The 23,561-nt window shown below is 69.1% G+C and carries 17 protein-coding genes; 8 read left to right on the top strand and 9 right to left on the bottom strand.

What is annotated here, in order from left to right:
- Positions 1-268 precede the first annotated feature (268 nt).
- From N5K27_RS11760 to N5K27_RS11770, 3 genes are all read right to left on the bottom strand, one after another.
- Complete coding sequence (locus N5K27_RS11760) at positions 269-2,032, bottom strand: glutamine--tRNA ligase/YqeY domain fusion protein (protein ID WP_087837173.1); 1,764 nt, start codon at positions 2,030-2,032, stop codon at positions 269-271.
- A gap of 204 nt (positions 2,033-2,236) precedes the next feature.
- Positions 2,237-3,739: an ATP-binding protein gene (locus N5K27_RS11765; protein WP_087837172.1), complete on the bottom strand. Its 1,503-nt coding sequence runs from the start codon at positions 3,737-3,739 to the stop codon at positions 2,237-2,239.
- The gene (locus N5K27_RS11770) at positions 3,736-4,482 is read right to left on the bottom strand and encodes a response regulator (RefSeq protein WP_087837171.1); all 747 of its coding nucleotides are present in this window, start codon (positions 4,480-4,482) and stop codon (positions 3,736-3,738) included. Before N5K27_RS11770 ends, N5K27_RS11765 begins: the two co-directional genes overlap by 4 nt.
- Positions 4,483-4,634: 152 nt before the next feature.
- Between N5K27_RS11770 and N5K27_RS11775 the strand changes: the two genes are divergently transcribed.
- The 4 genes from N5K27_RS11775 (at position 4,635) to recQ (ending at position 8,936) form a co-directional block, all read left to right on the top strand.
- Complete coding sequence (locus N5K27_RS11775) at positions 4,635-5,216, top strand: Spy/CpxP family protein refolding chaperone (RefSeq protein ID WP_165963001.1); 582 nt, start codon at positions 4,635-4,637, stop codon at positions 5,214-5,216.
- 122 nt (positions 5,217-5,338) lie between these two features.
- Positions 5,339-5,845 carry a gluconokinase gene (locus tag N5K27_RS11780; protein WP_087837169.1) on the top strand — a complete coding sequence of 169 codons (507 nt, stop codon included), beginning with the start codon at positions 5,339-5,341 and terminating at the stop codon, positions 5,843-5,845.
- A 102-nt stretch (positions 5,846-5,947) separates the two neighbouring features.
- Positions 5,948-7,129: a cystathionine beta-lyase gene (metC, locus tag N5K27_RS11785; protein WP_338617835.1), complete on the top strand. Its 1,182-nt coding sequence runs from the start codon at positions 5,948-5,950 to the stop codon at positions 7,127-7,129.
- A complete protein-coding gene (recQ, locus tag N5K27_RS11790; protein WP_132978929.1) occupies positions 7,122-8,936 on the top strand; it encodes a DNA helicase RecQ in 1,815 nt (604 codons plus the stop codon). The genes metC and recQ overlap by 8 nt, the downstream gene beginning before the upstream one ends.
- A 175-nt stretch (positions 8,937-9,111) precedes the next feature.
- Here the strand turns inward: recQ and N5K27_RS11795 are convergent, their stop codons facing one another.
- The 3 genes from N5K27_RS11795 to N5K27_RS11805 all read right to left on the bottom strand — a co-directional run bounded on the left by N5K27_RS11795 (position 9,112) and on the right by N5K27_RS11805 (position 12,115).
- Entirely contained in the window at positions 9,112-9,663 is a 552-nt protein-coding gene (locus N5K27_RS11795; protein ID WP_087837166.1) for a class I SAM-dependent methyltransferase, read from the bottom strand.
- Between the two features lie 29 nt (positions 9,664-9,692).
- Positions 9,693-11,072, bottom strand: coding sequence for an amino acid permease (locus tag N5K27_RS11800; RefSeq protein WP_087837165.1), 1,380 nt, complete (start codon positions 11,070-11,072; stop codon positions 9,693-9,695).
- Positions 11,073-11,194: 122 nt separating this feature from the next.
- On the bottom strand, positions 11,195-12,115 hold the full coding sequence (locus N5K27_RS11805; protein WP_176400650.1) for a helix-turn-helix domain-containing protein: 921 nt from the start codon (positions 12,113-12,115) through the stop codon (positions 11,195-11,197).
- Between the two features lie 123 nt (positions 12,116-12,238).
- Between N5K27_RS11805 and pobA the strand changes: the two genes are divergently transcribed.
- Entirely contained in the window at positions 12,239-13,408 is a 1,170-nt protein-coding gene (pobA, locus tag N5K27_RS11810) for a 4-hydroxybenzoate 3-monooxygenase (RefSeq protein WP_087837163.1), read from the top strand.
- A gap of 208 nt (positions 13,409-13,616) precedes the next feature.
- On the opposite strand, the gene N5K27_RS11815 is transcribed toward pobA, so the two are convergent.
- Positions 13,617-14,216 carry a UbiX family flavin prenyltransferase gene (locus N5K27_RS11815; RefSeq protein ID WP_087837162.1) on the bottom strand — a complete coding sequence of 200 codons (600 nt, stop codon included), beginning with the start codon at positions 14,214-14,216 and terminating at the stop codon, positions 13,617-13,619.
- 104 nt (positions 14,217-14,320) lie between these two features.
- Between N5K27_RS11815 and N5K27_RS11820 the strand changes: the two genes are divergently transcribed.
- Entirely contained in the window at positions 14,321-15,646 is a 1,326-nt protein-coding gene (locus tag N5K27_RS11820) for a carbohydrate porin (protein WP_243724391.1), read from the top strand.
- A 21-nt stretch (positions 15,647-15,667) separates the two neighbouring features.
- Here the strand turns inward: N5K27_RS11820 and N5K27_RS11825 are convergent, their stop codons facing one another.
- Both N5K27_RS11825 and N5K27_RS11830 read right to left on the bottom strand, forming a co-directional pair.
- A complete protein-coding gene (locus tag N5K27_RS11825) occupies positions 15,668-16,660 on the bottom strand; it encodes a tripartite tricarboxylate transporter substrate binding protein (RefSeq protein WP_087837161.1) in 993 nt (330 codons plus the stop codon).
- 11 nt (positions 16,661-16,671) lie between these two features.
- Positions 16,672-18,339 (bottom strand): amidohydrolase family protein, encoded by a 1,668-nt coding sequence (locus tag N5K27_RS11830; protein WP_132978924.1) that lies wholly within the window; start codon positions 18,337-18,339, stop codon positions 16,672-16,674.
- A 120-nt stretch (positions 18,340-18,459) separates the two neighbouring features.
- Between N5K27_RS11830 and N5K27_RS11835 the strand changes: the two genes are divergently transcribed.
- Positions 18,460-19,374, top strand: coding sequence for a LysR substrate-binding domain-containing protein (locus N5K27_RS11835; RefSeq protein WP_087837159.1), 915 nt, complete (start codon positions 18,460-18,462; stop codon positions 19,372-19,374).
- 234 nt (positions 19,375-19,608) lie between these two features.
- Positions 19,609-23,559 carry a YadA-like family protein gene (locus N5K27_RS11840; protein WP_279816615.1) on the top strand — a complete coding sequence of 1,317 codons (3,951 nt, stop codon included), beginning with the start codon at positions 19,609-19,611 and terminating at the stop codon, positions 23,557-23,559.
- Positions 23,560-23,561 lie beyond the last annotated feature (2 nt).

Here is a 23,561-nt window from a genome sequence, read left to right on the forward strand (position 1 = left end):
GGGCGCCCCCCAGGGGGCGAAACCAGCGGACTGGCGGAGCCAGATCCGCGGTTTCCTGGGTCTAGTGCGGCTTTCTTGGTTTGATGCACCGCTGCTACCGCTGGCAGCCAGCGAAGCACAGGTACCCCAATCCAAGATAAAAACTCTAGACCGCAGGATGCGGTGGATCCGGCTTTGCCGGTCCACCCGCATCGCCCCCTTGAGGGGGCGCCCGGAGGGCGTAGGGGGGGGGCTTTCCTTGCGCGCGTCAGCGCGTAGGGGGGGACGACTACTTCCAGGTGTCGCGGAGCGTGGTGGTGCGGTTGAAGACCGGGGCCAGGGTGGACGAGTCTTCGCGGTCGGCGACGAAGTAGCCGAAGCGTTCGAACTGGTAGGAAGTGCCCGGCGTGCCGTCGGTGCCGGGTTCCAGGTAGCCCTGGATGGTCTCGACCGAGTTGGGGTTCAGGTACTCGATGAAATCCTTGCCGCCGGCGCTGGGATTGGGTTCGGTGAACAGGCGGTCGTACAGGCGGATCTCGGCGGGCACGGCCGTGGGGGCGTGCAGCCAGGTGATGTTGCCCTTGACCTTGACGCTGTCCGCGCCGGGCGTGCCGCTCTTGGTGTCGGGCAGGTATTCGGCCTGGACCTCGACCACCTTGCCGGCCTCGTCCTTGACGAAGCCGGTGCACTTGACCACGTAGCCGTACTTGAGCCGCACCATGTTGCCGGGGAACAGGCGGAAGAAGCCCTTGGGCGGGGTTTCCTCGAAGTCCTCCTGCTCGATCCAGAGTTCGCGCCCGAACGGGAAGGTCCGCTTGCCCATTTCCGGATGGTGGGGATGGCGGGGGGCCGAGCATTCCTCGGTTTGGCCTTCCGGATAGTTGGTGATGACCAGCTTGAGCGGGCGCAGCACCGCCACGGTACGCGGCGCCTTGGGGTCCAGGTCGTCGCGCAGCGCCTGCTCCAGCAGCGAATAGTCGATCCAGGAGTCCGACTTCGAGGCGCCGGTGCGCTCGCACAGCAGCTGGATGGCCTCGGGGGTATAGCCGCGCCGGCGCAGGCCCAGGATGGTGGGCATGCGCGGGTCGTCCCAGCCGCTGACGTGGCCGTCGTTGACCAGTTGCAGCAGCTTGCGCTTGCTGGTGATGATGTAGGTCAGGTTCAGCCGCGCGAACTCGTGCTGGTGGGGCAGGGGCGCCTCCAGCAGGCCCAGCTCGCGCAGGTTGTTCAGCAGCCAGTCGTAGAACGGCCGCTGGTCTTCGAATTCCAGCGTGCAGATGCTGTGGGTGATGCCTTCCAGCGCATCCTCGATGGGATGGGCGTAGGTGTACATCGGGTAGATGCACCACTTGTCGCCCGTGCGATGGTGCGTGGCATGGCGGATCCGGTACAGCACCGGGTCGCGCAGGTTCATGTTGGGCGAAGCCATGTCGATCTTCGCCCGCAGGGCCATCGAGCCGTCGGGATGCTTGCCGTCGCGCATCTCGCGCAGGCGGGCGACGGACTCCTCGGGCGGGCGGCTGCGCCACGGCGAATCGGTGCCGGCTTCGGTCAGCGTGCCGCGCATGGCGCGGATTTCCTCGGGGCTTTGTTCGTCCACGTAGGCGTGGCCGGCCATGATCAGCGCCTCGGCCGCCTCGTACATGAAGTCGAAGTAGTCGCTGGCGTGGTAGTAGTGCTCGGTGCCGAACGCCGTCCAGTCGTAGCCCAGCCAGCGCACGGCATCGACGATGGCGTCGACGTAGCGCTGTTCTTCCTTCTCGGGGTTGGTGTCGTCCAGCCGCAGGTGGCAGACGCCGCCATAGTCGCGGGCGAGGCCGAAGTTCAGGGCGATGCTCTTGGCATGGCCGATGTGCAGGTAGCCGTTCGGCTCGGGCGGAAAGCGCGTGCGGATGCGGGCCGGATCCAGCGGAGCGCCGGCCAGGTCCGACGCCGGGCCGGGGTGGCCGGCCCAGTGTTTCTCGGCATAGCGCCCGGCGGCCAGGTCGGCCTCGACGATATTGCGCAGGAAATTGGTGGCTGGAGCGGGAGCGGGTTTGTTCGGTGTGGTCATTGGAAATAGGGGTGGACGAACTGGTCCTTGCTTCGATTTTGCCATAACGCTGGTCCCCCTACGCGCCGCGTGCGCCCGACATGGTGAGCCCGGCCGCTGCGCGGCAGCTCCCCAAGGGGGCCGGGACCCGCCTTGGGGCGGCACTGGCGGACCGGCGGAGCGGGTCCGCTGTGCCTGGGGGGAGGTCCGGCTGGCGGGGTGGGGTCAGGGGGGGAGGGGGATAGCCGCGATGACCCGCAGGCCGCCGCCTGCCGGGGTTTCCAGGACGATCCGGCCACCGTGGGCGCGGGCGATGGCGTCGACCAGGGCGAGGCCCAGGCCGACGTTGCCGGTGCGGCTGCGGGCGGGGTCCAGGCGGGAGAAGGGGCGCAGGGCGTCTTCGTAGCGGTCGGGGCTGATGCCCGGGCCATGGTCGCGCACGCCCAGGCGGGCCTCGCCGGAGCGGGCTTCCAGGGTGATCTCCAGGGGCGGGGCGCCGTGCTGCATGGCGTTCTGGATCAGGTTGTCGACCAGCCGCGCCAGCGCGACGGCGTCGGCGTTGACCACGATCTCGCCGGTGGGGGGGGACGGATAGTCGATCTGGCTGCCGGTGCCTTGCCAGGCGTGGATCCGTTCCCGCAGCCAGTCGCCCAGGTCGATGGGGGTGAAATGGTAGGTGGCGCGGTCGGTGCCGCGCACGAAGCCGATGAACTGGTCGACGATGTGCTGCATGTCCTCGGCGTCCTGCCGCAGGCCGTCCTTGAGCGCCGGATCGTCGACCATCTCGGTGCGCAGGCGCATCCTGGACAGCGGGCCCTTGAGGTCGTGCGGCAGGCCGGCCAGCAGCGTGCGGCGCACCTTGTCGGACTCGTTCAGCGCATCGAGCATGGCGTTGAAGCGTTCGCCCAGGACCTGGGTCTCGTGCGGGCCGGCCGGTTCCACCCGCTCCGGCTTGCCGGCCGCGAGGCGATCGGCGGCATGGGCGAGCGAGGTGATGGGGCGCGTGATGTGCCAGGAGAACCAGGCGGCCAGCAGCAGGATCGCGCCCACCCCGCCCAGCCACATGACGATCAGGGGCGTCTTGACGGGCGGGCTGATGCGTTCGAGCGAGATGACCAGCCAGGACCGCATGAGCGGTTCGTCGTCATTGCCCAGGCCGGGCGTGAGGGAGATGAACAGGGCGGGTTCGGGGCCGCGGGACAGCGCTACCCGCGAGCCGTCCGCCAACTGGGCGTTCAGGCGCTGGATCAGGCCCCGCATGGCGTGGCGGGGGTCGTCGTCGGCCCAGCGCGGGGCCTCGCGCGGGCCGCGGCGCTCGGGGCCGAAGCGGAATTCGCCGGACCGGTAGTCGGGCGGCATGCGGCCCCCAGGCAGCGGTTCGAACCGGGGGTGGGCCGGGCGGCCTTCCCGCCGTGGGGGCTCGCCCGGCCGGGGCCGGGGCGGGATGGGGCGGGAGACCAGCCGCCACTCGCCCTGGGAGGCCGCCGCGACGAAGGCGGCGCGCTCGCTCTCGTCGATCTGCGCGATGGACGCGCGCAGGGTGCGTATCGTGGTCGCCATGAGGTCCGGGGTGACGTTCTCGAGGACGTTGCGGCGGTAGTGCTCGATGGCCAGGAAGGTCGTGGCCTGCGCGACCAGCACCGCGCCCAGGATCAGCAGGACGAGGCGCGCGCGCAGCGAGCGCGGCACCAGGCGGCCCGCCCAGCCTCGGCGCGCGGGTGCGTTCATGGCAGGGACGGCGAGGCCGGCGCCGGATCGTCGTTCGGGGCCAGGGGAGAGAACCGATAGCCGATGCCCCAGACGGTCTGGATCCATTTCGGCTGCTTGGGGTCGTCCTCGATGGCGCGGCGCAGGCGCAGGATGGCGATGTCGATGGCGCGGTCGTTGCGCTCGCCGGCCTCGTCGTCGCGCGCCAGGGCCAGCAGCCTCTCGCGCGAAAGCGGCTTGCCCGCGTTGCGCAGCAGGGCCTCCAGCAAGTTGAATTCGCCGCCGGTCAGGCGTACCTGCTCGGCTCCGCGATGCAGGGTGCGGGCCTTGGCGTCGAAGATGAAGGGGCCGAACGAGACCGGGGCGTCCTTGACCAGCGCCGAGGGGCCGCTCTTGCGCCGCAGCACCGCCTCGATGCGGGCGAGCAGCTCGCGCGGATCGAAGGGCTTGCCCAGGTAGTCGTCGGCGCCGGATTCCAGGCCGATGATGCGGTCCACCGTCTCGTCGCGCGCGGTCAGCAGGATCACGGGCAGGTCCTCGCCGCGTTCGCGCAGGCGGCGGCAGGCTTCCGCGCCGTCGCCGCCCGGCAGCATGCGGTCGAGCACCAGCAGGGCGGGCGCGTAGCGGGTGATGCGCGCTTCCAGGTCGGTGGCGTCCGGCGCCAGCAGTGTGTCGTAGCCCTGCTTGTTCAGGTAGTCGGCCAGGAGCTGGCGCAGAGCCGGGTCGTCATCGACCACGAGCAGTTTGATGGCGGATTTTTCCATGGGGGAATGTTCGCGTGGCGGGGCAGGACCCGCAAGCTGCCTGAAATCGGTTGAAACAGATGGGCCCCGCCCCGCAACCGGTCCGAAACGGGTCTGGAACAAGAATGCCCTCACCGCCGCAGTCCGATGCGGTGTCGACAAGGAGTAATGCAATGACCAAGAACGCCCTTCGTACGATCGCGCTGTCGCTGGCCCTGGCTACCGGGGGCGCAGGCGTGCTGCAGGCCGCCCATGCCCAGGCCGCGGGCGACAATACCACGCAGGCCGAACAGAAGCCCGCGCCGGAACGCCATCGGGGCCCCATGGGCCACCATGGAGCCAAGGGACATCACTTCTTCCGGGGCGGCATGGAGCAGTCGCCGCTGGCCATGCTGGGACACCTGAAGTCCAGGCTGAACCTGACCGATTCGCAGCAGAAGCTGTGGGATGCGGCGCAGAGCGCCAGTCGCGAGGCCGGCCAGGCCATGCGGGCGCAGCGCGAGGAAGGCATCAAGGCCCTGCGCACGCAGGTCGCCGCCGGTCCCCTGGACCTGCGGGCGCTGAGTGCCCGGCACGACGCCGAACGCGCGGCCGTCAAGCCCAAGCTGGATGCCGCCCGGGACGCCTGGCTGGCCGCCTATGATTCGCTGGACGGCAAGCAAAAGCAGGTCGTGACCGACGCGGTCAAGCAGCGCCTGGAACGGGGCGACCGCATGCGCGAGCATCGCCGTCAGGATGCTCCGTCCAAGAGCTGATCACGGCGGACCGGAAAACCGGCGCAGCGATGCGCCGGTTTTTTTTGCGCAATGAGGTACGTTTCTTGCGAGAAGAGGGGTTTTCCGGCCGATATTGCGGACGGCCGCCACGGGAGACGGTCATGGTGGTGATCATCATGGGAGTATCGGGCAGCGGCAAGACGACCATAGGCAAGCTGCTGGCCGCCCGCCTGCGCTGCGGCTATTCGGACGCGGACGAGTTCCATCCCGAGGCCAACATCGAGAAGATGTCGCGCGGGGTGGCGCTGGGCGACGCCGATCGGGAACCATGGCTGCGAGCCATGCGCGCCGCCATCGAGACCGTCCTGGCCGGCGGCCGCACCCACGTGTTCAGTTGTTCCGCCCTGCGGCAGCGCTATCGCGACGCGCTGGCCCGGCCCGGCGAGGACGTCGTGTTCGTCCACCTGAACGTTTCCTACGAGACGGTCATGCGGCGGCTGGCTCGCCGCCGGGGGCATTTCTTCGATCCCGCCCTGGCGCGCAGCCAGTTCCAGGCGCTGGAGGTGCCCCGACGGGGCATCGTGGTCGATGCCGAGCGCACGCCCGAGGAAATCGTCGACCGGATCGCCGCGAGCCTGGCCCAGGGGGACGCACGGGCGGCCCAGTGAGGCCTTCTTGTCCGGCTTGGCGCCGCTTCGGCTTCGATATCCAGCCGACTTCGCTAAAATCCCCTGTGATCGGCGACCCGCCCGAACCTGCCAGAGATGTCCATGCCCAAGCCCGATACGCTGTTGGCGCATGCCGGACGCGCTCCCGAAGCCTATGCCGGCATGGTCAACACGCCCGTCTTCCGCACTTCCACCGTCATCCATCCCACGATCGAGTCGTACGAGGCGCCGCGCGACCTGACGAAGAAGCCGGTCAGCTACGGCCGCCACGGCACGCCCACGACCTTCGCCTTCGAAGAGGCCGTGGCCAGGCTCGAGGGCGCGCACCAGGCGGTGGCCACGCCCAACGGCCTGTCGGCCATCGTCGTGGCCCTGCTGGCGGTGCTCAAGCCGGGCCAGCACCTGCTGGTGGCCGATTCGGCGTATTCGCCGGCACGCGGCTTCTGCGACCGCAGGCTCGTTCCCCTGGGGGTCGATGTCGAATACTACGATCCGCTCATCGGCGCCGGCATCGCCGGTTTGTTGCGCGACAACACCGGCGCGGTGTTCTGCGAGTCCCCGGGTTCGCTCACCTTCGAAATGCAGGACATCCCCGCCATCGCGGCGGCGGCCCATGCGCGCGACATCCCGGTGCTGGCCGACAATACCTGGGTCACGCCGTATTTCGCCTCGCCGTTCGAACTGGGCGTGGACATCTCCATCCATGCGGGCACCAAGTACATAGGCGGCCATTCCGACCTGATGATAGGCGTGGTCGCCACCAACGAGCGCTATTGGAAGCCGGTGCGCCAGACGGTGTACGACTATGCCTACAGCGTCAGTCCCGACGATTGCTACCAGGCCCTGCGCGGCCTGCGCACGCTGGGCGTGCGCCTGCGCCAGCACGAGCGCAACGCGCTGCAGGTGGCACGCTGGCTCGAGGCCCAGCCGGAAGTGTCCCGGGTGCTGTATCCGGCGCTGGAAAGCGATCCCGGCCATGCGCTCTGGAAGCGCGACTACCGGGGCGCCTCGGGCCTGTTCTCGGTGGTGCTCAAGCCGGTCGGCGACGCCGCGCTGGCGCGTTTCGTCGACGGCCTGAAACTGTTCGGCATCGGTTCGAGCTGGGGCGGCTTCGAAAGCCTGATCACGGTCGTGCATGCCGCGGCCTATCGCACGGCCACCAGGTGGCAGCCCGAGGGGCCCGCCGTGCGGCTGCACATCGGCCTGGAGGATCCGACCGACCTGATCGCCGACCTGCGCCAGGGACTGGACCTGTTGCACGACAAGGCCGCGGCGCATGGCTGACGGCAGCGCGCTGGAGGTCCTGAACCGGGTTTTCGGCTACGACCAGTTCCGCGGACCACAGCAGGAGATCGTCGACCACGTGATCGGCGGCGGCGATGCGCTGGTGCTGATGCCGACCGGCGCGGGCAAGTCCCTGTGCTATCAGGTACCGGCACTGGTGCGCAGCGGAACCGGCGTGGTCGTCTCGCCCCTGATCGCGCTGATGCAGGACCAGGTCGATGCCTTGACCGAACTGGGCGTGCGGGCGGCCTTCCTGAACTCCACCCAGGACTTCGCGCGTGTGCGCGAGGTCGAGCGCGCGTTCGTGGCCGGCGAGCTCGACCTGCTGTACGTGGCGCCCGAGCGCCTGTTGACCGATCGCTGCCTGGCCCTGCTCGAGCGCGGCCGCATCGCCCTGTTCGCGATCGACGAAGCGCACTGCGTGTCGCAATGGGGGCATGACTTCAGGCCCGAATACCTGGGCCTGTCCGCGCTGCACGAGCGCTGGCCCGACGTGCCCCGCATCGCCCTCACGGCCACCGCCACCCAGGCGACGCGGGTCGAGATCGCCCAGCGGCTGGGGCTCGAGGACGCGCAGCATTTCGTCTCCAGTTTCGACCGTCCCAACATCCGCTACCGCATCGTCGAAAAGAACGATCCGCGCCGCCAGTTGCTCGATTTCCTGAAGCAGGAGCACGCGGGCGATTCCGGCATCGTCTATTGCCTGTCGCGCGCCAAGGTCGAGGAAACCGCCGAGGCGCTGCGGGCCCAGGGCATCGATGCCATGCCCTACCACGCCGGCCTGGACGCCGCCACGCGGGCGGCCAACCAGGCGCGCTTCCTGCGCGAGGACGGCGTGGTCATGGTGGCCACCATTGCCTTCGGCATGGGCATCGACAAGCCCGACGTGCGTTTCGTCGCCCACCTGGACCTGCCCAAGTCGGTGGAAGGCTACTACCAGGAAACCGGGCGGGCCGGACGCGACGGCTTGCCGGCCACGGCCTGGATGGCCTATGGCTTGCAGGACGTGGTGCAGCAGCGCCGCATGATCGACGAGTCGACCGGCGACGAGGCCTACAAGCGCCGCTCGGCGTCCATGCTGGAAGCGATGCTGGGGCTGTGCGAGACCGTCGAATGCCGGCGCGTGCGGCTGTTGCAGTATTTCGGCCAGGCCTCGCAGGCCTGCGGCAATTGCGATACCTGCCTGGAACCGCCCCAGGCCTGGGACGGCACCGAGGCGGCGCAGAAGATCCTGTCGGCGGTCTACCGGCTATGGAAAGAACGCGGCCAGCGTTTCGGCGCCGGGCACGTGATCGACATCCTGCGCGGCAAGCGCAACGAAAAGGTCGAGCAGCACCGGCACGACGAACTCAGCGTGTTCGGCATAGGCGCGGACCTGAGCGAGAAGGACTGGCGCAACGTGCTGCGCCAGTTGATCGCGCAAAGCCTGCTGACGGTGGACCACGAGGCCTTCGGCACGCTGGCCCTGACCGAGGGTAGCCGCAGCGTGCTCAAGGGCGAGCGCACGCTGATGCTGCGGCGCGAGCCCGCCAAGCCGGCCCGTGCGCGCGAAAGCTCGCGGGCCCGTTCCGCCGTTACCCTGCCGCCAGAGGCCGAGGCGCTGTTCACCGCGCTGCGCACCTGGCGGGGCGAAGTGGCGCGCAGCCATGGCGTGCCGGCCTACGTCATCTTCCATGATGCGACGCTGCGGGAAATCGCCCTGGCGCGGCCTGCGTCGCTGACCGAACTGGGGGCGATCAGCGGGGTGGGGGCGCGCAAGCTCGAGGCCTATGGCCAGGAGATCCTGGAGCGGGTAGAGAGGTTCTGACCCGCCGCCAACCTAGGCTGACTCGACATTCATTTTCTTTATCCGGTCTTGTCCGGGGCGCCGGGGCCGGGCGGGCGCGCAGGCGCAGCGTAGCCGGTCCCGGCTTTGCCGGGACTTCCCGGAGTTGGCGCGGTTGGCCCTTAGCCATCATGGATGCCATGAATGTCCATTCAGCCTAGCGAGCCGGCACGGTCCAGAAGTAGATCCGCTTGCTGTCTACCGTCAGGGTCTGCTCCGGTTCCCAGTCACCCATGTCGAACGCGTGCGAGACGATGCGCGTGCCGGGCTTGAGCGCGAGCAGGGTGGGTCGCAGCTTGAGGTTGAGATTGGGCAGCAGGTAGAGCGTGATGACGGTGGCCGGGCTCAGGTCTTGTTCGAACAGGTCGCCCTGGATGAATCGGACCTTGTCGGTCACCTGCTGGCTGCGCGCGTTGGCGTTGGCCTCGCTGATGCGCTGGGGGTCCAGGTCTATGCCCACGCCGCGCGTGCCGAAGCGCTTGGCCGCGGTGATCGGGATGCGGCCGTCGCCCGATCCCAGGTCGTACAGGATGTCGTCGGGGCCGACCTTGGCTACCTGCAGCATGGCGTCCACCACCGTCTGGGGCGTGGGCACGAAGATCACGTCGGGTGTGCGGGGCAGGGGCTTGGCGGTGCCGAAGGACTGGGCCCAGGCGGGGGCGGCCGCGGCGGCGGCCAGGGTGGTCAGGCAGAACTGGCGGCGTTTCATGGCTGGAAGGCTCCCGGAGAAGTGGCGGGTCAGGATGCGGACGGCGTGCGGCCGCGGGGCTGGGCCAGCATCAGCAGGGCGCCCACGCCCAGCACGGCCACGCCCACCAGGGCGCCGACGCCGGTATGGCGCAGGCTGGCATAGAACAGGTAGCCGCTGGTGGCGATGAACAGCAGCGGCGTCAGCGGATAGAGCGGCACGCGGAAGGGGCGATGGGCGCCGGGGTCCTTGCGCCGCAGCACGAGCAGCGCCACGCCGCTCAGCACGAAGAACAGCCAGAACACCGGCGCGGTGTATTCGACCATGGTGGCGAAGCCGCTGCGGGTGAAGGCCCCCAGCGCGACCAGCGCCAGCGAGATGGCCGCCTGGACCCACAAGGCGTTGACCGGTGTGTTCCACTGCGGATGCCATTTGGCCAGCATCGAGAAGGCCGGGGTGTCCTGGCCGAAGGCGTAGGTGGTGCGCGCGGCGGTCAGGATGGTGGCGTTGGCGGAGGTCAGCGCCGAGATCGCGATCAGCAGCGCGATCAGTTGCGCGCCCGGTTCGCCCAGCGCCCGCCGCATCATGTCGGCGGCGACGGCCGACGAGGCCCCCATGCCATCCTGGCCCAGCACGTTCAGGTAGGCCAGGTTGACCAGCAGGTACAGCAGCGTGATCAGCGCCAGGCTCCAGAACAGCGCCCGCGGCAGGGTCCGCCCAGGGCCCGAGGCCTCGGCCGAGATGTAGGCGGCCTCGTTCCACCCGCCGTAGGTCAGCATCACGAAGATCAGGACCAGGCCCCAGTTGGCGACGCCCGAGGCGGGGGCAGCCGGCGCGGCCGGCGCTGTCTCGGGCGCGAACAGCAGGCCCACGGCGATGATCAGCACGACGCCGCCGACTTCCAGGGCCGTCAGCAGGTTCTGCGTCCATTTGCCGGTGCTCAGTCCCGCCACGTTCACCAGCGTCAGCACGACGATGATCGCGGCGGCGTAGATGGCGGGCGAAGCCGGTCCGAGATTGGCGATCTGCGTGGCATAGTCGCCGAAGATGTAGCCGAGCAGGGCGATCGAGCCGGTGGGGATGACGGTCAGGCGGGCCCACGCGAACAGGAAGGACAGCCGGGTACCGAAGGCGCGCCGCAGATAGTGGTAGTCGCCGCCGGCATGCGGGTAGGTGCTGGCCAGTTCCGCGTAGCACAGCGCGCCGGCGACGGAGATCATGCCGCCGACGATCCAGGCCATCATCATCGCGGCCGGGGAGCCCGCGTGCATCGCCACCAGCGACGGCGCGCTGAAGATGCCGGCCCCGATGACGATGCCCACGACCAGCGCCATGATGTCCAGCGTACCGAGGAGCGGGCGAGTGGGGGGCCTGGCGGCGGCATCCGGGTTGGACGCATGCGGGGTCGATGCGGGGAACGCGTTGCTCATGACGGGAGGGTCCTCGGTGCAGGGCAGGGATGCGTGATCGTCCGGCGCAGCAAGCGGCACGCCCGGCGGCGCGGGCGGCAAGCTTACAAGTTCCTGAAAGTAATGGCGAAAGCCGAAGACGGTCAAGCCCCCGGGGGAGGCGCGGCACGGTTGCGGTCGAGCTGGTCGCGCACCATGGTGCGGAAGTCGCTGGGCGATGCGCCTGTGTGCTTGGTGAAGAAGCGCGAGAAATAGCCAGGGTCGGAAAAGCCCAGCGTGAGGGCGATTTCCTTCACGCTCAGCGACGAATAGGCGAGGTCGCGGCGCGCCTCGGTCAGCAGGCGGTCGTTGATGACGCCCAGGGCCGACAGGCCGAGCTCGTCGCGGCAGATCCGGTTCAACTGCGTGGGGGTGATGCCCAGGCGCTCGGCGTAATAGGCGATGTCGCGCTGCTCGCGGAAGCTCCGGTTCAGCAGGGTCTTGAAGCGGTGCAGGTGCATGACGCCGCGCGAGCTGCGCCGGCCCGGCCGGGGGCCGGCCAGCGTGGCGGCCTTGCGCGCCAGCAGGACCAGCACGGTGCCCAGCAGCGATTCGAGCAGGGCCAGTCTCCAGGCGTGGGCTTCGTCGTATTCGGCCAGCAGCAGCTCGATCGATTGGGCGAAGGGCGCGTAGGCCGCTTCCCCGGGCTCGAACGGGACGTGGCGTGGTGCCTGGAAATGAGGAAGGAGCTCCGCGTGGCGAGCCAGCAGGCTTTCCATCTGCTGCGTGACGATGGTGATGACCGCGCCGTCTATGTCCTCGGAAAAGCGGAAGCCATGCGCGTGCAGGGCGGGAACGAACAGGGCGCACGGGCCGTGGACGGTGAAGCGGCGATCGTCGAACTGGATGTCGGCGGTACCTGACCGTATGTACAGAATTTGCACGAACAGGTCATGGCGGTGCAGCTTGATCTCCCAGTCGTAAAGGCGGCTGCGTTGCGGGATGGATTCGCAGTGAAGGCTTTCCGGGACGAGGTTCTTGCCGTGTTCCCCATACAGGGCATAGGTGGGGACGATGCTTTTCATGGCCATGGTTCCTGGCACGCAAGATGTTCGGATTATCCATGAAGATGTCTCCATAATCTATCGCGCGCCGCCGACCCGGCTCTTAAGATGCCTGGAAGTCAGAACACATGCAGGAGACACGCCATGAGGGTCCAAGTCGCAATCATCGGGTCCGGTCCGGCCGGGCTCTTCCTCGGGCAGATCCTTTCCCGGGCGGGCATCGAGACGCTCATCATCGAGCAGCGCAGCAAGGAATACGTACTGGGCCGCATCCGCGCGGGCGTCCTGGAGCAGGGCACGGTCGACCTGCTGGACGAGATCGGCGCCGGCCGCCGCATGCACGAGCAGGGCCTGGTGCACGACGGCATCGAGCTGTGCTTCGACGGCCAGCGCCACCGCATCGACCTGAAGACGTTGTCGGGCGGCAAGAGCGTCATGGTCTACGGGCAGACCGAGGTCACCCACGATCTCATGGACGCGCGCCAGGCGGCCGGCTACGCGTCGGTCTACGAGGCCGAGCAGGTCCGTGTGCACGACTTCGGCACCGACCGGCCCAAGGTCACGTATCGCAAGGACGGCGTCGAGCACGTGGTGGAGTGCGACTTCATCGCCGGCTGCGACGGCTTCCACGGCGTGAGCCGCGCCAGCGTGCCGGCCTCCGCCATCAAGACCTACGAGAAGATCTATCCCTTCGGCTGGCTGGGCATTCTGTCCGAGACGCCGCCGGTGTCGGACGAGCTCATCTACTCGAACCACGAGCGCGGCTTCGCGCTGTGCAGCATGCGCTCGCACACGCGCAGCCGCTACTACGTGCAGTGTTCGCTGGACGACAAGGTCGAGAACTGGTCCGACGAACGGTTCTGGGACGAACTGCGCAGCCGGCTGGATGCGAAGGCGGCCGACTCGCTGGTGACCGGCCCGTCTATCGAGAAAAGCATCGCGCCGCTGCGCAGCTTCGTGGCCGAACCCATGCGCTTCGGCCGGCTGTTCCTGGCCGGCGACGCGGCCCATATCGTTCCGCCCACCGGCGCCAAGGGGCTGAACCTGGCGGTCTCGGACGTACGCTACCTGTCCGATGCCATCATCCGCCACTACGGCGGCGACCAGCAGGGCATCGAGACCTATTCCGAACGGTGCCTGGACCGGGTCTGGAAGGCCGTCCGCTTCTCCTGGTGGATGACCTCGCTGATGCACAAGTTCCCGGAGAACGGCGACTTCGGCCAGAAGATCCAGCATGCCGAGCTGGGCTACCTGGTCGGCTCACAAGCCGCCTCGACCGCCTTGGCGGAAAACTACGTCGGCTTGCCGTATTGAGATTCCCCCCTACGCGCTGACGCGCGCCCCCCCGGGGGGCCGACGGCGGTGGACCGGCGGAGCCGGATCCACCGTGTCGTGGTCTGTGTCGTCGTTCTCGGTGCGGAGCACCGCATGCTGGCTTTGATCCTGGGCGCCGCGGATCCGGCTTTGCCGGTCCGCCAGCGCCGCCCCCTTGAGGGGGCGCCCGAAGGCCGTAGGGGGGCTTCTAGCGGCCGCCTAAACCTTTCCAGCGTTTGAGGCGGTCGGAGTGGATGCCGAAGAGGTCCAGGGTGCGCAGCACGGTGTGGTTGACGATGTCGTCGACGCTCTGGGCGCCTGAGTAGAAGGCGGGGACGGGGGGGAAGACGACGCCGCCCATTTCGGTGACGGCGACCATGTTGCGCAGGTGGGCGAGGTTCAGGGGGGCCTCGCGGGTCAGGAGGACCAGGCGGCGGCGTTCTTTCAGGACGACGTCGGCGGCGCGGGTGATCAGGTTGTCGGCGTAGGCGTGGGCCACGGCCGCGAGGGTCTTCATCGAGGTGGGGGCGATGACCATGCCGGCGGTCAGGAACGAGCCGCTCGCGATGGCGGCGCCGACGTCGCCGGGGTGGTAGACCACGTCGGCCAGCGAGGCCAGGTCCTTGCGGCCGAGCCCGTGTTCATGCATGGTGTTGAGCACGCCGGCTTCGGAGACGACCAGGTGGCTTTCCCAATCGGGCAGTTCGCGCAGCGCTTCGAGCAGGCGCAGGCCGTAGATGGAGCCGCTGGCTCCGGTGATGGCGATGATCAGGCGTTGGCGCTGACGGTCGGCCGGCGGTGGGGTCATGGGGTGGTGTCTCCTCGTTGTTCGGCGCCCCGCGTCACCGCTGTGTCACGCAGGGCCGGCATAATTGTACGTTGGGTGATCGCGTCGCGAGTACAAGAAGAATGATGGTCGTGTTCCGCCGGCTGCGGGCGTGTGGGTTCCTGCTGACCGTTTTCCTGGCCACGCCGGCCATGGCCCAGGAGTCGTCGCCGGTCCAGGCGGAGGCCTTCGCCATCCATGCCCAGTCGACCTATGTATGGCAGCGCAAGCCCTCGTTCGCATCCCCGTACCAGGGGGAGAACTCGCTGTCGGGATCGCGTGCAACGAGTTATTCGCTGACGGCCACCGTGGACCTGGGCGCCAGGCTGTGGGAAGGGGCCGAGGTCCATTTCAACGGCGAAGGCTCGCAAGGCATCGCGTTCTCCGGCCTGCATGGCCTGGGTGGCCTGCCCAACGGCGAGCTGGCCAAGACCGCGGGTTCCGACATGACCTTCTACCGGGCCCGCGCCTTCCTGCGGCAGACCTGGGGGCTGGGCGGCGGACGCGAGGCGGTCGACGCGGACATGAACCAGCTCGCGGGCTTCGTCGACAAGCGGCGCATCGTGCTGACGGCGGGCAATATCTCGGTGCTGGATGTGTTCGACGCGGTGTCGGTCAGTCACGACCCGCGCACGCAGTTCATGAATTGGGCCTTCATGGCGCATGGCAGCTACGACTATGCCGCGGACGCCCGGGGCTACACCTGGGGGGCGGTGCTGGAATACATCGACGAGGGCTGGGCGGTGCGCGCCGGCCGGTTCATGCAGCCCAGGGAGTCCAACGGCCTGCCGCTGGACCGGCGGCTGGGACGCCACTACGGGGACCAGGTCGAATTCGAGAAGTCGTATGCGGTGCTGGACCGGCCCGGTACGCTGCGCGTGCTGGCCTTCCGCAACAAGGCGAACATGGGAAGCTACGGCGATGCGCTGGCGGCCGCGCGGGGCGGAACGCCCGACCTGGCGGCGGTGCGCAAGGAGCGGGCCAAGCTCGGCATGGGGGTGAGCCTGGAGCAGGGCCTGTCCGATCGCGCCACCGCCTTCATCCGCCTGAACTGGGCCGACGGCAAGACCGAAACCTACGCCTTCACCGAGATCGATCGATCGGTCTCGGGCGGCGTGGTGTTCGACGGCGCGGCGTGGGGGCGGCCGGGCGACACCGCGGGCGTGGCGGCCGCGATCAACGCGCTCAGCGCCTCCCATCGCGAATACCTGCGTCGCGGCGGGGCCGGCGCCTTCCTCGGCGACGGCACGCTGAACTACGGTACCGAGCAGATCGCCGAGGCCTATTACAGCTGGCGCCCCTTGAAGCGGCTATGGATCACCGCCGATGCACAGTACATCCGGCATCCCGGCTACAACCGCGACCGCGGCCCGGCCAAGGTGTTCGGCGTGCGCCTGCACACGGAATTCTGAGGCGCCTCGCCGGAAACCGCCTCATTCGGGCTGGATGTTGGCCTTCTCGATCACGGCCTTCCACGCCTGCGCCTCCTGCTTGATGCGCGCGGCGAATTCCGCCGGCGTGCTGCCTATGGGCGTGACGCCGATGTCGGTGTACTGCTTGCGGATGGCGGGATCCTTCAATACCTCGCGCAGCGCGCGCGAGAATTTGTCGATGATCTGCGGGTCGGTGCCCACCGGCGCGGCCAGCCCCCACCAGTTGCCCGTGACCAGTCCCGGCAGGCCTTGCTCGGCCGTGGTCGGCACCGACGGCAGGATGGGCAGGCGTGCGCCATCGGCCACGGCGATGGCGCGCAGCCTGCCGCTGGTCACATGGCCGGCCACCGAGCTGAGCGCGGTCGCATACAGCTGGATCTCGCCCGCCAGCAGAGCCTGGACCGCGGGCGGCGAGCCCCGGTAGGGAACGTGGGTCAATTGCACGTTGGCGAGCTGGCTATACAGCTCGGCCGCGAGGTGGGGCGGGGTGCCGTTGCCGGGTGATCCGAAGTTCAGCTTGCCGGGATTCTTCTTTGCTTCGGCGGTCAGGTCGGACAGGGTGCGGATGTCGGACGAACCGTTGACCACCAGCACGGAAGGGCCGTTGCTCAGCAGGGACACCGGCACCAGGTCCTTGGTCGGATCGAAGCGCATGCCCTTGAACAGGTACTGGTTGGTGACGAAGTTGTTGGTCGCCCCCAGCAGGAAGGTGTAGCCGTCGGGAGTGGCGCGCACCACCTCGTCGGCGCCGATGTTGCCGGAAGCTCCGCTCTTGTTGTCGATCAGGATGCGCACGCCGAACTGCTTCTCCAGTTGCAACTGGACGAAGCGCAGCGTGATGTCGCCGGTGTTGCCGGGCGCGTAGGGAACCACCACGCGGATGGGGCGCGAGGGCCAGACATCGGCCGCGACGGCGGCGGTCGAGGCGAGGACGCAGGCCGCGGCGAGGCTGGCGACCGCCAGCCGGCGGGCCGGGAACGGGACGGATGTCATGGGAATCTCCTTCAGGGGGTGGGGGCGACGATGTGGCCGTCGACCACCGTCAACAGGGAATGCAGCGTAGGGATATCGTCCTCGGCACAGGTCAGCGGATCGGCGTTCAATACCGCCAGGTCGGCCAGCTTGCCGGGTTCGATCGAGCCTCGGACGTCTTCGTCCAATGTCAGGTAGGCGCCGCCCCGCGTGGCGACGTCCAGTGCCTCTTGCCGGCCCAGCGCCTGGCCGGGGGCAACGGATGCGCCGCCGCGGCTGCGGCGCGCGACCGCGTGCCAGATGGGGCCGAACAGCGAAACCGGCAGGTTGTCGCTGCCGAACGCCACCGCGACGCCGGCATCGCGCAGCCGGCGCAGCGGCACGATGTCGTCCTGGCCGGCGGCGCCGCGGCGCTGCATCCACAGGTCGCCGTCCTTGTAGATATGGCGGTTGGTATGCGTGGTCAGCACCAGACCCAGATCGCGTATGCGGGCCAGGGTGTCGGCGTCGACCACCGGCTGGTGGCCGAGCACCCAGCGCTGGTCGTCGATGGGGTGCTGGCGGTGAGCCTGTTCGAACAGGGGCAGCAGGTCGGGCCAGATGCCCGCCACGCGGATGCCGGCCCGCGCGGCCTCGGCCAGCAGCGGCGCCAGCGCGCCGGCATCCAGCGCCGCTCCCGCCTGGAAGCCGGCCCAGCCGGTGCAGGGATGATTGCCGGCCCGCAGCATGTTGTTCAGCGGATCCTTGTCGATCTCGGCGTACAGACCCTGCACGCGCAGCATGTCGTCGCCCCGCCCGCGGCGAGCCAGCCAGGTGCGCCATTCGCGCAGCAGCTCCAGCGCCTGCCCGCCGCCACGAGGTCCCCAATAGGGGCTCAGGACCAGGGTGGACCGCACGGTCGATGCGCCCTGGCCGCGGACCGTTTCGTAGGCGTCGATGACTTCGCCGGCCACGCCGTGGCCTTCGAATACGGCGGTGGTGCCGTAGCGGTTGTATTCGGCCATCGCGTGCCGCAGTCCGCTGGCGCGCTGCTCGGCGGTGAAGCCGGGAGCGGCGCGCATCAGGGTATGTTCGACGATGGGCACCAGCGTGCGCTCGACGAACCGGCCGGTGGGGCGCCCGGCGTCGTCGCGTTCGATGTCGACGTCGGGCGAGGGCGAGACCGTGGCGGGCGTCACGCCGGCCAGCGCCAGGGCGCGGCTGTTGGCCACCGAGACCAGGGGCGCGCGGTTGCGCCAGTACCCCCAGATGGGCCGGATGTAGACGGGATGATCGGGGCTGACCCGGTCCAGGTCGTGGCGCGTGGGGTAGGGGCCGTTCGCCAGCGCGTCGTCGGGTTCGGGATATTCGGGAGGCTGGCCGATGGGCTGGGTCACGATCCAGGTTCCCGGCGGGGCCTTGGCGGCTTCGGCGGCGATGATGTCCAGGACGTCGTCCCGCGTGCGCGCGCCGGCCAGGCTGGGCAGGTGGCGCCGCAGGCCCTCGCGGTCCATGTGAGCGTGGCCATCGGTCAACCCTGGCAGCACCGCCTTGCCGCCCAGGTCCACGACCCGGGTCTCGGGGCCGGCCAGGGCGAGCATGTCGTCATCACGGCCCACGGCGGCGATGTGCCGGCCGCGGATCGCGACGGCCGAGGCGACGTCGCCGCGGTCGTTGCAGGTGATGATCCTGCCTCGGTGAAGGACCAGGGTGGGGGACACGGCCGGCGGGCTCCTGCGGTAAGCGTTCCGGCAAATCTAGCAGAGTCGACTAATTGTAAAAATTGAAATATTCATATAGATTCATAGTGATTTCCAATACTTTGCCGGCGGGCCCGCACGATGTCGATTTCCCTGCGCCAACTCGAGGCCTTCGTCGCGGTGTGCAACGAAGGCAACTTCAGCAAGGCGGCCCAGCGCATCCATATTTCCCAGTCGGGCCTGAGCATCCTGATCCGTGAACTGGAACAGAGCCTGGAGTGCCGCCTGTTCGACCGCAGCACGCGCCAGGTCAGCCTGACCGACGCCGGGCGCGAGTTCCGCGGGCCGGCGGCGCGCCTGCTGGCCGATCTCTCCGCCGCCGTCGGCAACGTCAAGGGGCTGGCCTCGCGCCAGCACGGCCACGTGACGGTGGCCGCGCCCCCGCTATTGATGTCGCGCCTGCTGGTGGGCATCGCCGCCCGGTTCCGCAGCGCTTATCCCCACATCGCGCTGACCCTGCGCGACATTCCTTCCGAGGCCATTCCCGCGGGCATCGCCTCGGCCGACATCGACCTGGGCATAGGCATGCTGCCGGCCGATCGCGACGAATACCTGACCGAGCCCCTGCTGGAAGGGCCGCTGGTGGCGCTGCTGCCCCGCGTCCATCCGCTGGCGCGCCGCCGCCAGCTGAAATGGACGGATCTGGCGGAGACGCCGCTGGTGGCGCTGACCCCGGAGAATTCCTTCCGGCAATTCCTGGACGGCTGCTTCGCTCGCCTGGACCTGCAGCCCCGGATCGCCGTCGAGGTCGTCCAGTTGAGCACGGTCATCAGCCTGGTCGAGGCCGGGTTCGGGGCCGCCATCATGCCGCCGTACGGCGCGCTGGTCCCCGGCGACGGCAACTCGGTGGCCAGGCCGTTGCGCGACCCCGTGGTCCGCTCGGAAATCGCCTTGATCCGAGATCGCTTCCGCTCGCCCTCGGCCGCGGCGGCGGCCTTCATCGAGGTGGCGCGCGAGGCCGTCGCGGGGCGTTCCCGTCCCCCGCGCGTTACGTAACGCCCCTGCGTATGGTACGTAACGTTTTGGCTCCGCCGCCCCGCGGCGGGCCCGGGAATCGGTGTGACTATCGCACCGGAGGAACATCTTCGGTTTGCCGATATCCCGTTTGTTTTCAACGTTTTCGCCGCATCGTGCGCCCTCGTTCCGGAGTTCGCGCGGGCTTGCGCCGCGAGGCGTCCAGGCCGATGGCATAGCTTTTGCTCGAAGCTCCCGCAAACGTGTTTTCCAGCAGTGGTCGATTCGCCATCCGGCGGATCGCGGCTCTGTTGGGATACCTATCCGTGGGGGCTGAAATTGAACAAGACCTATCGCACCGTGTGGAGCCAGCGGCTCGGATGTTGGGTGGCGGTTGCCGAAACCGCGCGTGCCAGGGGTAAGGGTGGCGCCAGCAAGGCCGGCGCGCTTGCCGTGGCGCTGATGGCCGGGGCATGGGCGGCGCCGGCGGCGGCCGACGGCATGCATGGCGTGCCCGGCCTGTCGAACGCGCGGCTGACCGATGGCGCCGCGGTGGGCGTGATGAGCCAATTGCTTCAGGCCACGACCAATGCGGCGCCCAGCGTTGCCCCCGTGGCGTCGGCCGTGCAGCAGGGCGTCTCGCAGACGGCGGCGGCCCTGGCCGGCATCGGCGCGCCCATCCTGCCGCCTGCCTCGGCATTGCAGCAGGTACCCATCGCCGAGGCCGTGCCGTCGCTGCCCGTGGTCGGCGAGGTGCTGGCCGCCACCCCGGTTCCCGCCGCGGTCCAGGCCATCGCCGCCGCGCCGGCCGCGGTGACGAAGAAGGTCGGCTCGGCGCTGCCGGGCAAGGCCGGCAAGGCGGTCGAGTCGGTTCCCGCCAAGCTCGCCGAGGTGCTGGCTTCCGCGCCGGTGGACAAGAGCCGGAATGCCGCCGTGCCCGCCGATGACGCGGTCGCTTCGGCGGCGTCGCTGGGATCGGTCGCCACGTTGTCCAACAGCGTGCCCGCCTCGCCCATGTCGCCGCTGAGCGGCAACGGCACGCTGGGTATCCTGCCCACGGGAGGGTCGCTCTTCCCCAGCAGTTCCAACCGCCAGACCATGGCGGTCGCCGCCTCGTCGGGCTCGGAGCCGCCGCCGCTCAATCCGCCCGCGCCCACCGGCCTGGTGATCGGCACGGCCGGCCTGCTGGGCGGCGTCGGGCAGGGCCTGCAGCCATTGACGATGAGCCTGTTCGGCCAGAAGGAAGCGTGGATGCGTTCCGGCGCGCTGAGCGTGAACCGCGAAAACATCAACGCGCGCTTCAGCGTGGTCAACGTGCTGGGCATCCCCATCCTGGACCTGGCACCGGTGACGGGTACGCTGCAAGGCACGCTGGGGGGCCCGCTGCCGGAGCAGAAGCTCACGCTGCTGGGCGGCGTGACCTCGGGCAACTACATCACCAACATCAATTCCGGCCTGACCTACAACAACGGTCTGCTGCTGCCGGGCACGCAGCCGCCGTCCTGGGTGGACAGGAACAACTGCCTGAACGTCCTGGGCCTGGCTGGCGCCACCTGCTGGGACATTCCCGCGGCGCAGAACAACCAGGTGCTGATCGGCGACGGCGCTTCGGCCAACGGTTCGCAGGAAGTCGTGATCGGCACCAACGCCAAGCACATCCTGCCCAACGAGGATGCCGGGACGATCTTCACCGATCCCAACATGCCGGGCGTGCCCGACACCAACTACGCGGCGCGCAAGGGCCACTCGGTCCTGATCGGCGACAGCACCTACGGCAATGCCAATGGCCAGACCATCGTCGGTGCCAGCGCATCGTCGACCGTGGCGGGCGGCGTCGCGCTGGGCTTCCAGTCCGTTTCCGACCGCGAGGGCGGCGGCAGGGAAGTGTTCTCGAACGTCGCGGTGCCGGTGCGCGGCGCGGTGTCCGTGGGCTCCGCGGGCAACGAGCGCCAGATCATCAACGTCGCGGGCGGCACGGCGGATACCGATGCCGTCAACGTGCGCCAGCTCAAGGCGGTGGCCGACCAGATCGACGGCATCGACGCCAATTCGGTCAAGTACGACGATGCCACGCGTGGCAAGGTGACGCTGGCCGGAGCGGGCGGCACGGTGGTGACCAACGTCAAGGCCGGCGAAGTCAGCGCCACCAGCACCGACGCGGTGAACGGCTCGCAGTTGAACGAGACCAACACCAACGTCACCAACGTGAACAACCGCGTCACCAACATCGACAACAACGGCACCAAGTACTTCAAGGCCAATTCGACCCTGGCGGCGGCCTCGGCCAGCGGCACGGACAGCGTGGCGGCGGGGGGCGCGTCGGTGGCGTCGGCCGCCAACGCCGTGGCGCTGGGCAACGGCGCCAATGCCAGCATGGCCAACAGCGTGGCCCTGGGCGCGGGTTCGACCACGACCGTGGGCGCGCAGAGCGACTACGTCGCGTATGCGCTGACCGCGCGCCAGTCGTCGGCGGGCGAAGTGTCGGTGGGCAGCGCCGGTGCGACGCGCCGCATCACCAACGTGTCGGCGGGCAGCGCCGATACCGATGCCGCCAACATCGCGCAGCTGAAGGCCGTGGACGGCCGCATCGGCGAAATGGACAAGCTGGCGGTGAAGTACGACGACGACACCAAGTCGAAGATCACCCTGAACGCCGGGGGTACGTCGACGGTGATCTCGAACGTGGGCCGGGGCGCGGTGACGTCCTCCAGCACGGACGCGATCAATGGTTCGCAGCTGTGGGGCTGGACTCAGGATGAGACCAACATCATGAGCAACCTCAGCCTGTACAAGCGCATCAACGACATCGATTCGGACACCAAGTACTTCAAGGCCAATTCCACGCTGGCCGGGGCGCAGGCCACCGGCACCAACAGTGTCGCAGCCGGTCCGGCGGCCGTGTCGGGCGGTGCCAACAGCGTCGCGATGGGCAATGGCGCCACGACTTCCGCCGACAACAGCGTGGCCGTCGGCGGGGCGTCCGCCGCTTCGGGCACGGCCTCGACGGCGGTGGGCTCCGGAGCGACCGCCACGGGCGCCCAGGCGACGGCGATGGGCTCGGGCGCGACGGCCAGCGGCGCGAACTCGACGGCCATGGGGACCGGATCCAAGGCGACGGGCGAGAGCTCGACCGCGATCGGCGCCAATGCCGATGCGTCGGCCAAGAACAGCGTGGCGCTCGGCGCCGGCTCGGTCGCCGATCGCGACAACACCGTATCGGTAGGCGCCGCCGGCAAGGAACGCCAGATCACCAATGTCGCGCGCGGCACGCAGGACACGGATGCCGTCAACTACGCCCAGTTGAAGGAGGTGTCGGGAGACATCACCAACATCCAGGAAGGCAAGGACGGCATGTTCCAGATCGAGAACTCGCTTGCCCGCGCCAAACCCAAGCCCACGGGCAAGGACTCGGTGGCGGGCGGTGCCGGCGCGATGGCCGAGGGCGCCGCGGCGACGGCGCTGGGCAACGCGTCGATCGCCAAGGGCGAGAACTCGACCGCGGTCGGCAACTCCGCCCAGGCGCTTGGGGTCAATTCGACGGTGGTGGGCAACTCCGCCCTTGCCTCGGGAGCCAATGCCTCCGCCTTCGGTACCGGCGCCAAGGCCGAGGGCAGCGGCAGCATGGCCATGGGCAATGGCGCGCAGACGGGCGCGGCGGCCACCAACTCGGTGGCGATCGGCAACCAGGCCAACGCCACGCAAAGCAATACCGTCGCGCTGGGCAACAACGCCCAGGCCACGGTGGCCAACAGCATGGCGCTGGGCACCGGCGCGCAGGCCAGCGGCGCCAACAGCGTCGCCCTGGGCACGAACTCGGTGGCGGACCGGCCCAACGTGGTGTCGGTGGGCGCGGCGGGCCAGGAGCGGCAGATCGCCAACGTGGGCGACGGCACCGCCGACACGGACGCCGTCAACCTGCGGCAGTTGCGCAGCGCCACGTCGGACTTCACGAGCAGCATCAGCAGCGTGCGCGACGACCTGCGCAGGGTCGAGCGCAACGCCAATGCCGGCGCGGCCTCGGCCATGGCGGTGGCGGGCCTGCCCCAGGCGTATACCCCGGGGCGCAGCATGGCCTCGGCGGCCGCCAGCCATTATCTCGGCCAGTCCGCCATCGCCGTGGGGCTGTCCACCATCTCGGAGAATGGCCGCTGGGTCTACAAGATCGCCGGCAACGTCAATTCCCAGGGCAAGGTGGGTGCCGTCATCGGCGCGGGTTACCAGTGGTAGCG

Source organism: Pigmentiphaga sp. GD03639 (genome assembly GCF_029845405.1).
Taxonomy (GTDB): Bacteria; Pseudomonadota; Gammaproteobacteria; order Burkholderiales; family Burkholderiaceae_B; genus Pigmentiphaga; species Pigmentiphaga daeguensis.

Excerpts from the sequence above, each read along its gene's own strand:
- N5K27_RS11760 (WP_087837173.1), bottom strand. The coding sequence starts at position 2,032 with ATGACCACACCGAACAAACCCGCTCCCGCTCCAGCCACCAATTTCCTG.
- N5K27_RS11765 (WP_087837172.1), bottom strand. The coding sequence starts at position 3,739 with ATGAACGCACCCGCGCGCCGAGGCTGGGCGGGCCGCCTGGTGCCGCGC.
- N5K27_RS11770 (WP_087837171.1), bottom strand. The coding sequence starts at position 4,482 with ATGGAAAAATCCGCCATCAAACTGCTCGTGGTCGATGACGACCCGGCT.
- N5K27_RS11775 (WP_165963001.1), top strand. The coding sequence starts at position 4,635 with ATGACCAAGAACGCCCTTCGTACGATCGCGCTGTCGCTGGCCCTGGCT.
- N5K27_RS11780 (WP_087837169.1), top strand. The coding sequence starts at position 5,339 with ATGGTGGTGATCATCATGGGAGTATCGGGCAGCGGCAAGACGACCATA.
- metC (WP_338617835.1), top strand. The coding sequence starts at position 5,948 with ATGCCCAAGCCCGATACGCTGTTGGCGCATGCCGGACGCGCTCCCGAA.
- recQ (WP_132978929.1), top strand. The coding sequence starts at position 7,122 with ATGGCTGACGGCAGCGCGCTGGAGGTCCTGAACCGGGTTTTCGGCTAC.
- N5K27_RS11795 (WP_087837166.1), bottom strand. The coding sequence starts at position 9,663 with ATGAAACGCCGCCAGTTCTGCCTGACCACCCTGGCCGCCGCCGCGGCC.
- N5K27_RS11800 (WP_087837165.1), bottom strand. The coding sequence starts at position 11,072 with ATGAGCAACGCGTTCCCCGCATCGACCCCGCATGCGTCCAACCCGGAT.
- N5K27_RS11805 (WP_176400650.1), bottom strand. The coding sequence starts at position 12,115 with ATGAAAAGCATCGTCCCCACCTATGCCCTGTATGGGGAACACGGCAAG.
- pobA (WP_087837163.1), top strand. The coding sequence starts at position 12,239 with ATGAGGGTCCAAGTCGCAATCATCGGGTCCGGTCCGGCCGGGCTCTTC.
- N5K27_RS11815 (WP_087837162.1), bottom strand. The coding sequence starts at position 14,216 with ATGACCCCACCGCCGGCCGACCGTCAGCGCCAACGCCTGATCATCGCC.
- N5K27_RS11820 (WP_243724391.1), top strand. The coding sequence starts at position 14,321 with ATGGTCGTGTTCCGCCGGCTGCGGGCGTGTGGGTTCCTGCTGACCGTT.
- N5K27_RS11825 (WP_087837161.1), bottom strand. The coding sequence starts at position 16,660 with ATGACATCCGTCCCGTTCCCGGCCCGCCGGCTGGCGGTCGCCAGCCTC.
- N5K27_RS11835 (WP_087837159.1), top strand. The coding sequence starts at position 18,460 with ATGTCGATTTCCCTGCGCCAACTCGAGGCCTTCGTCGCGGTGTGCAAC.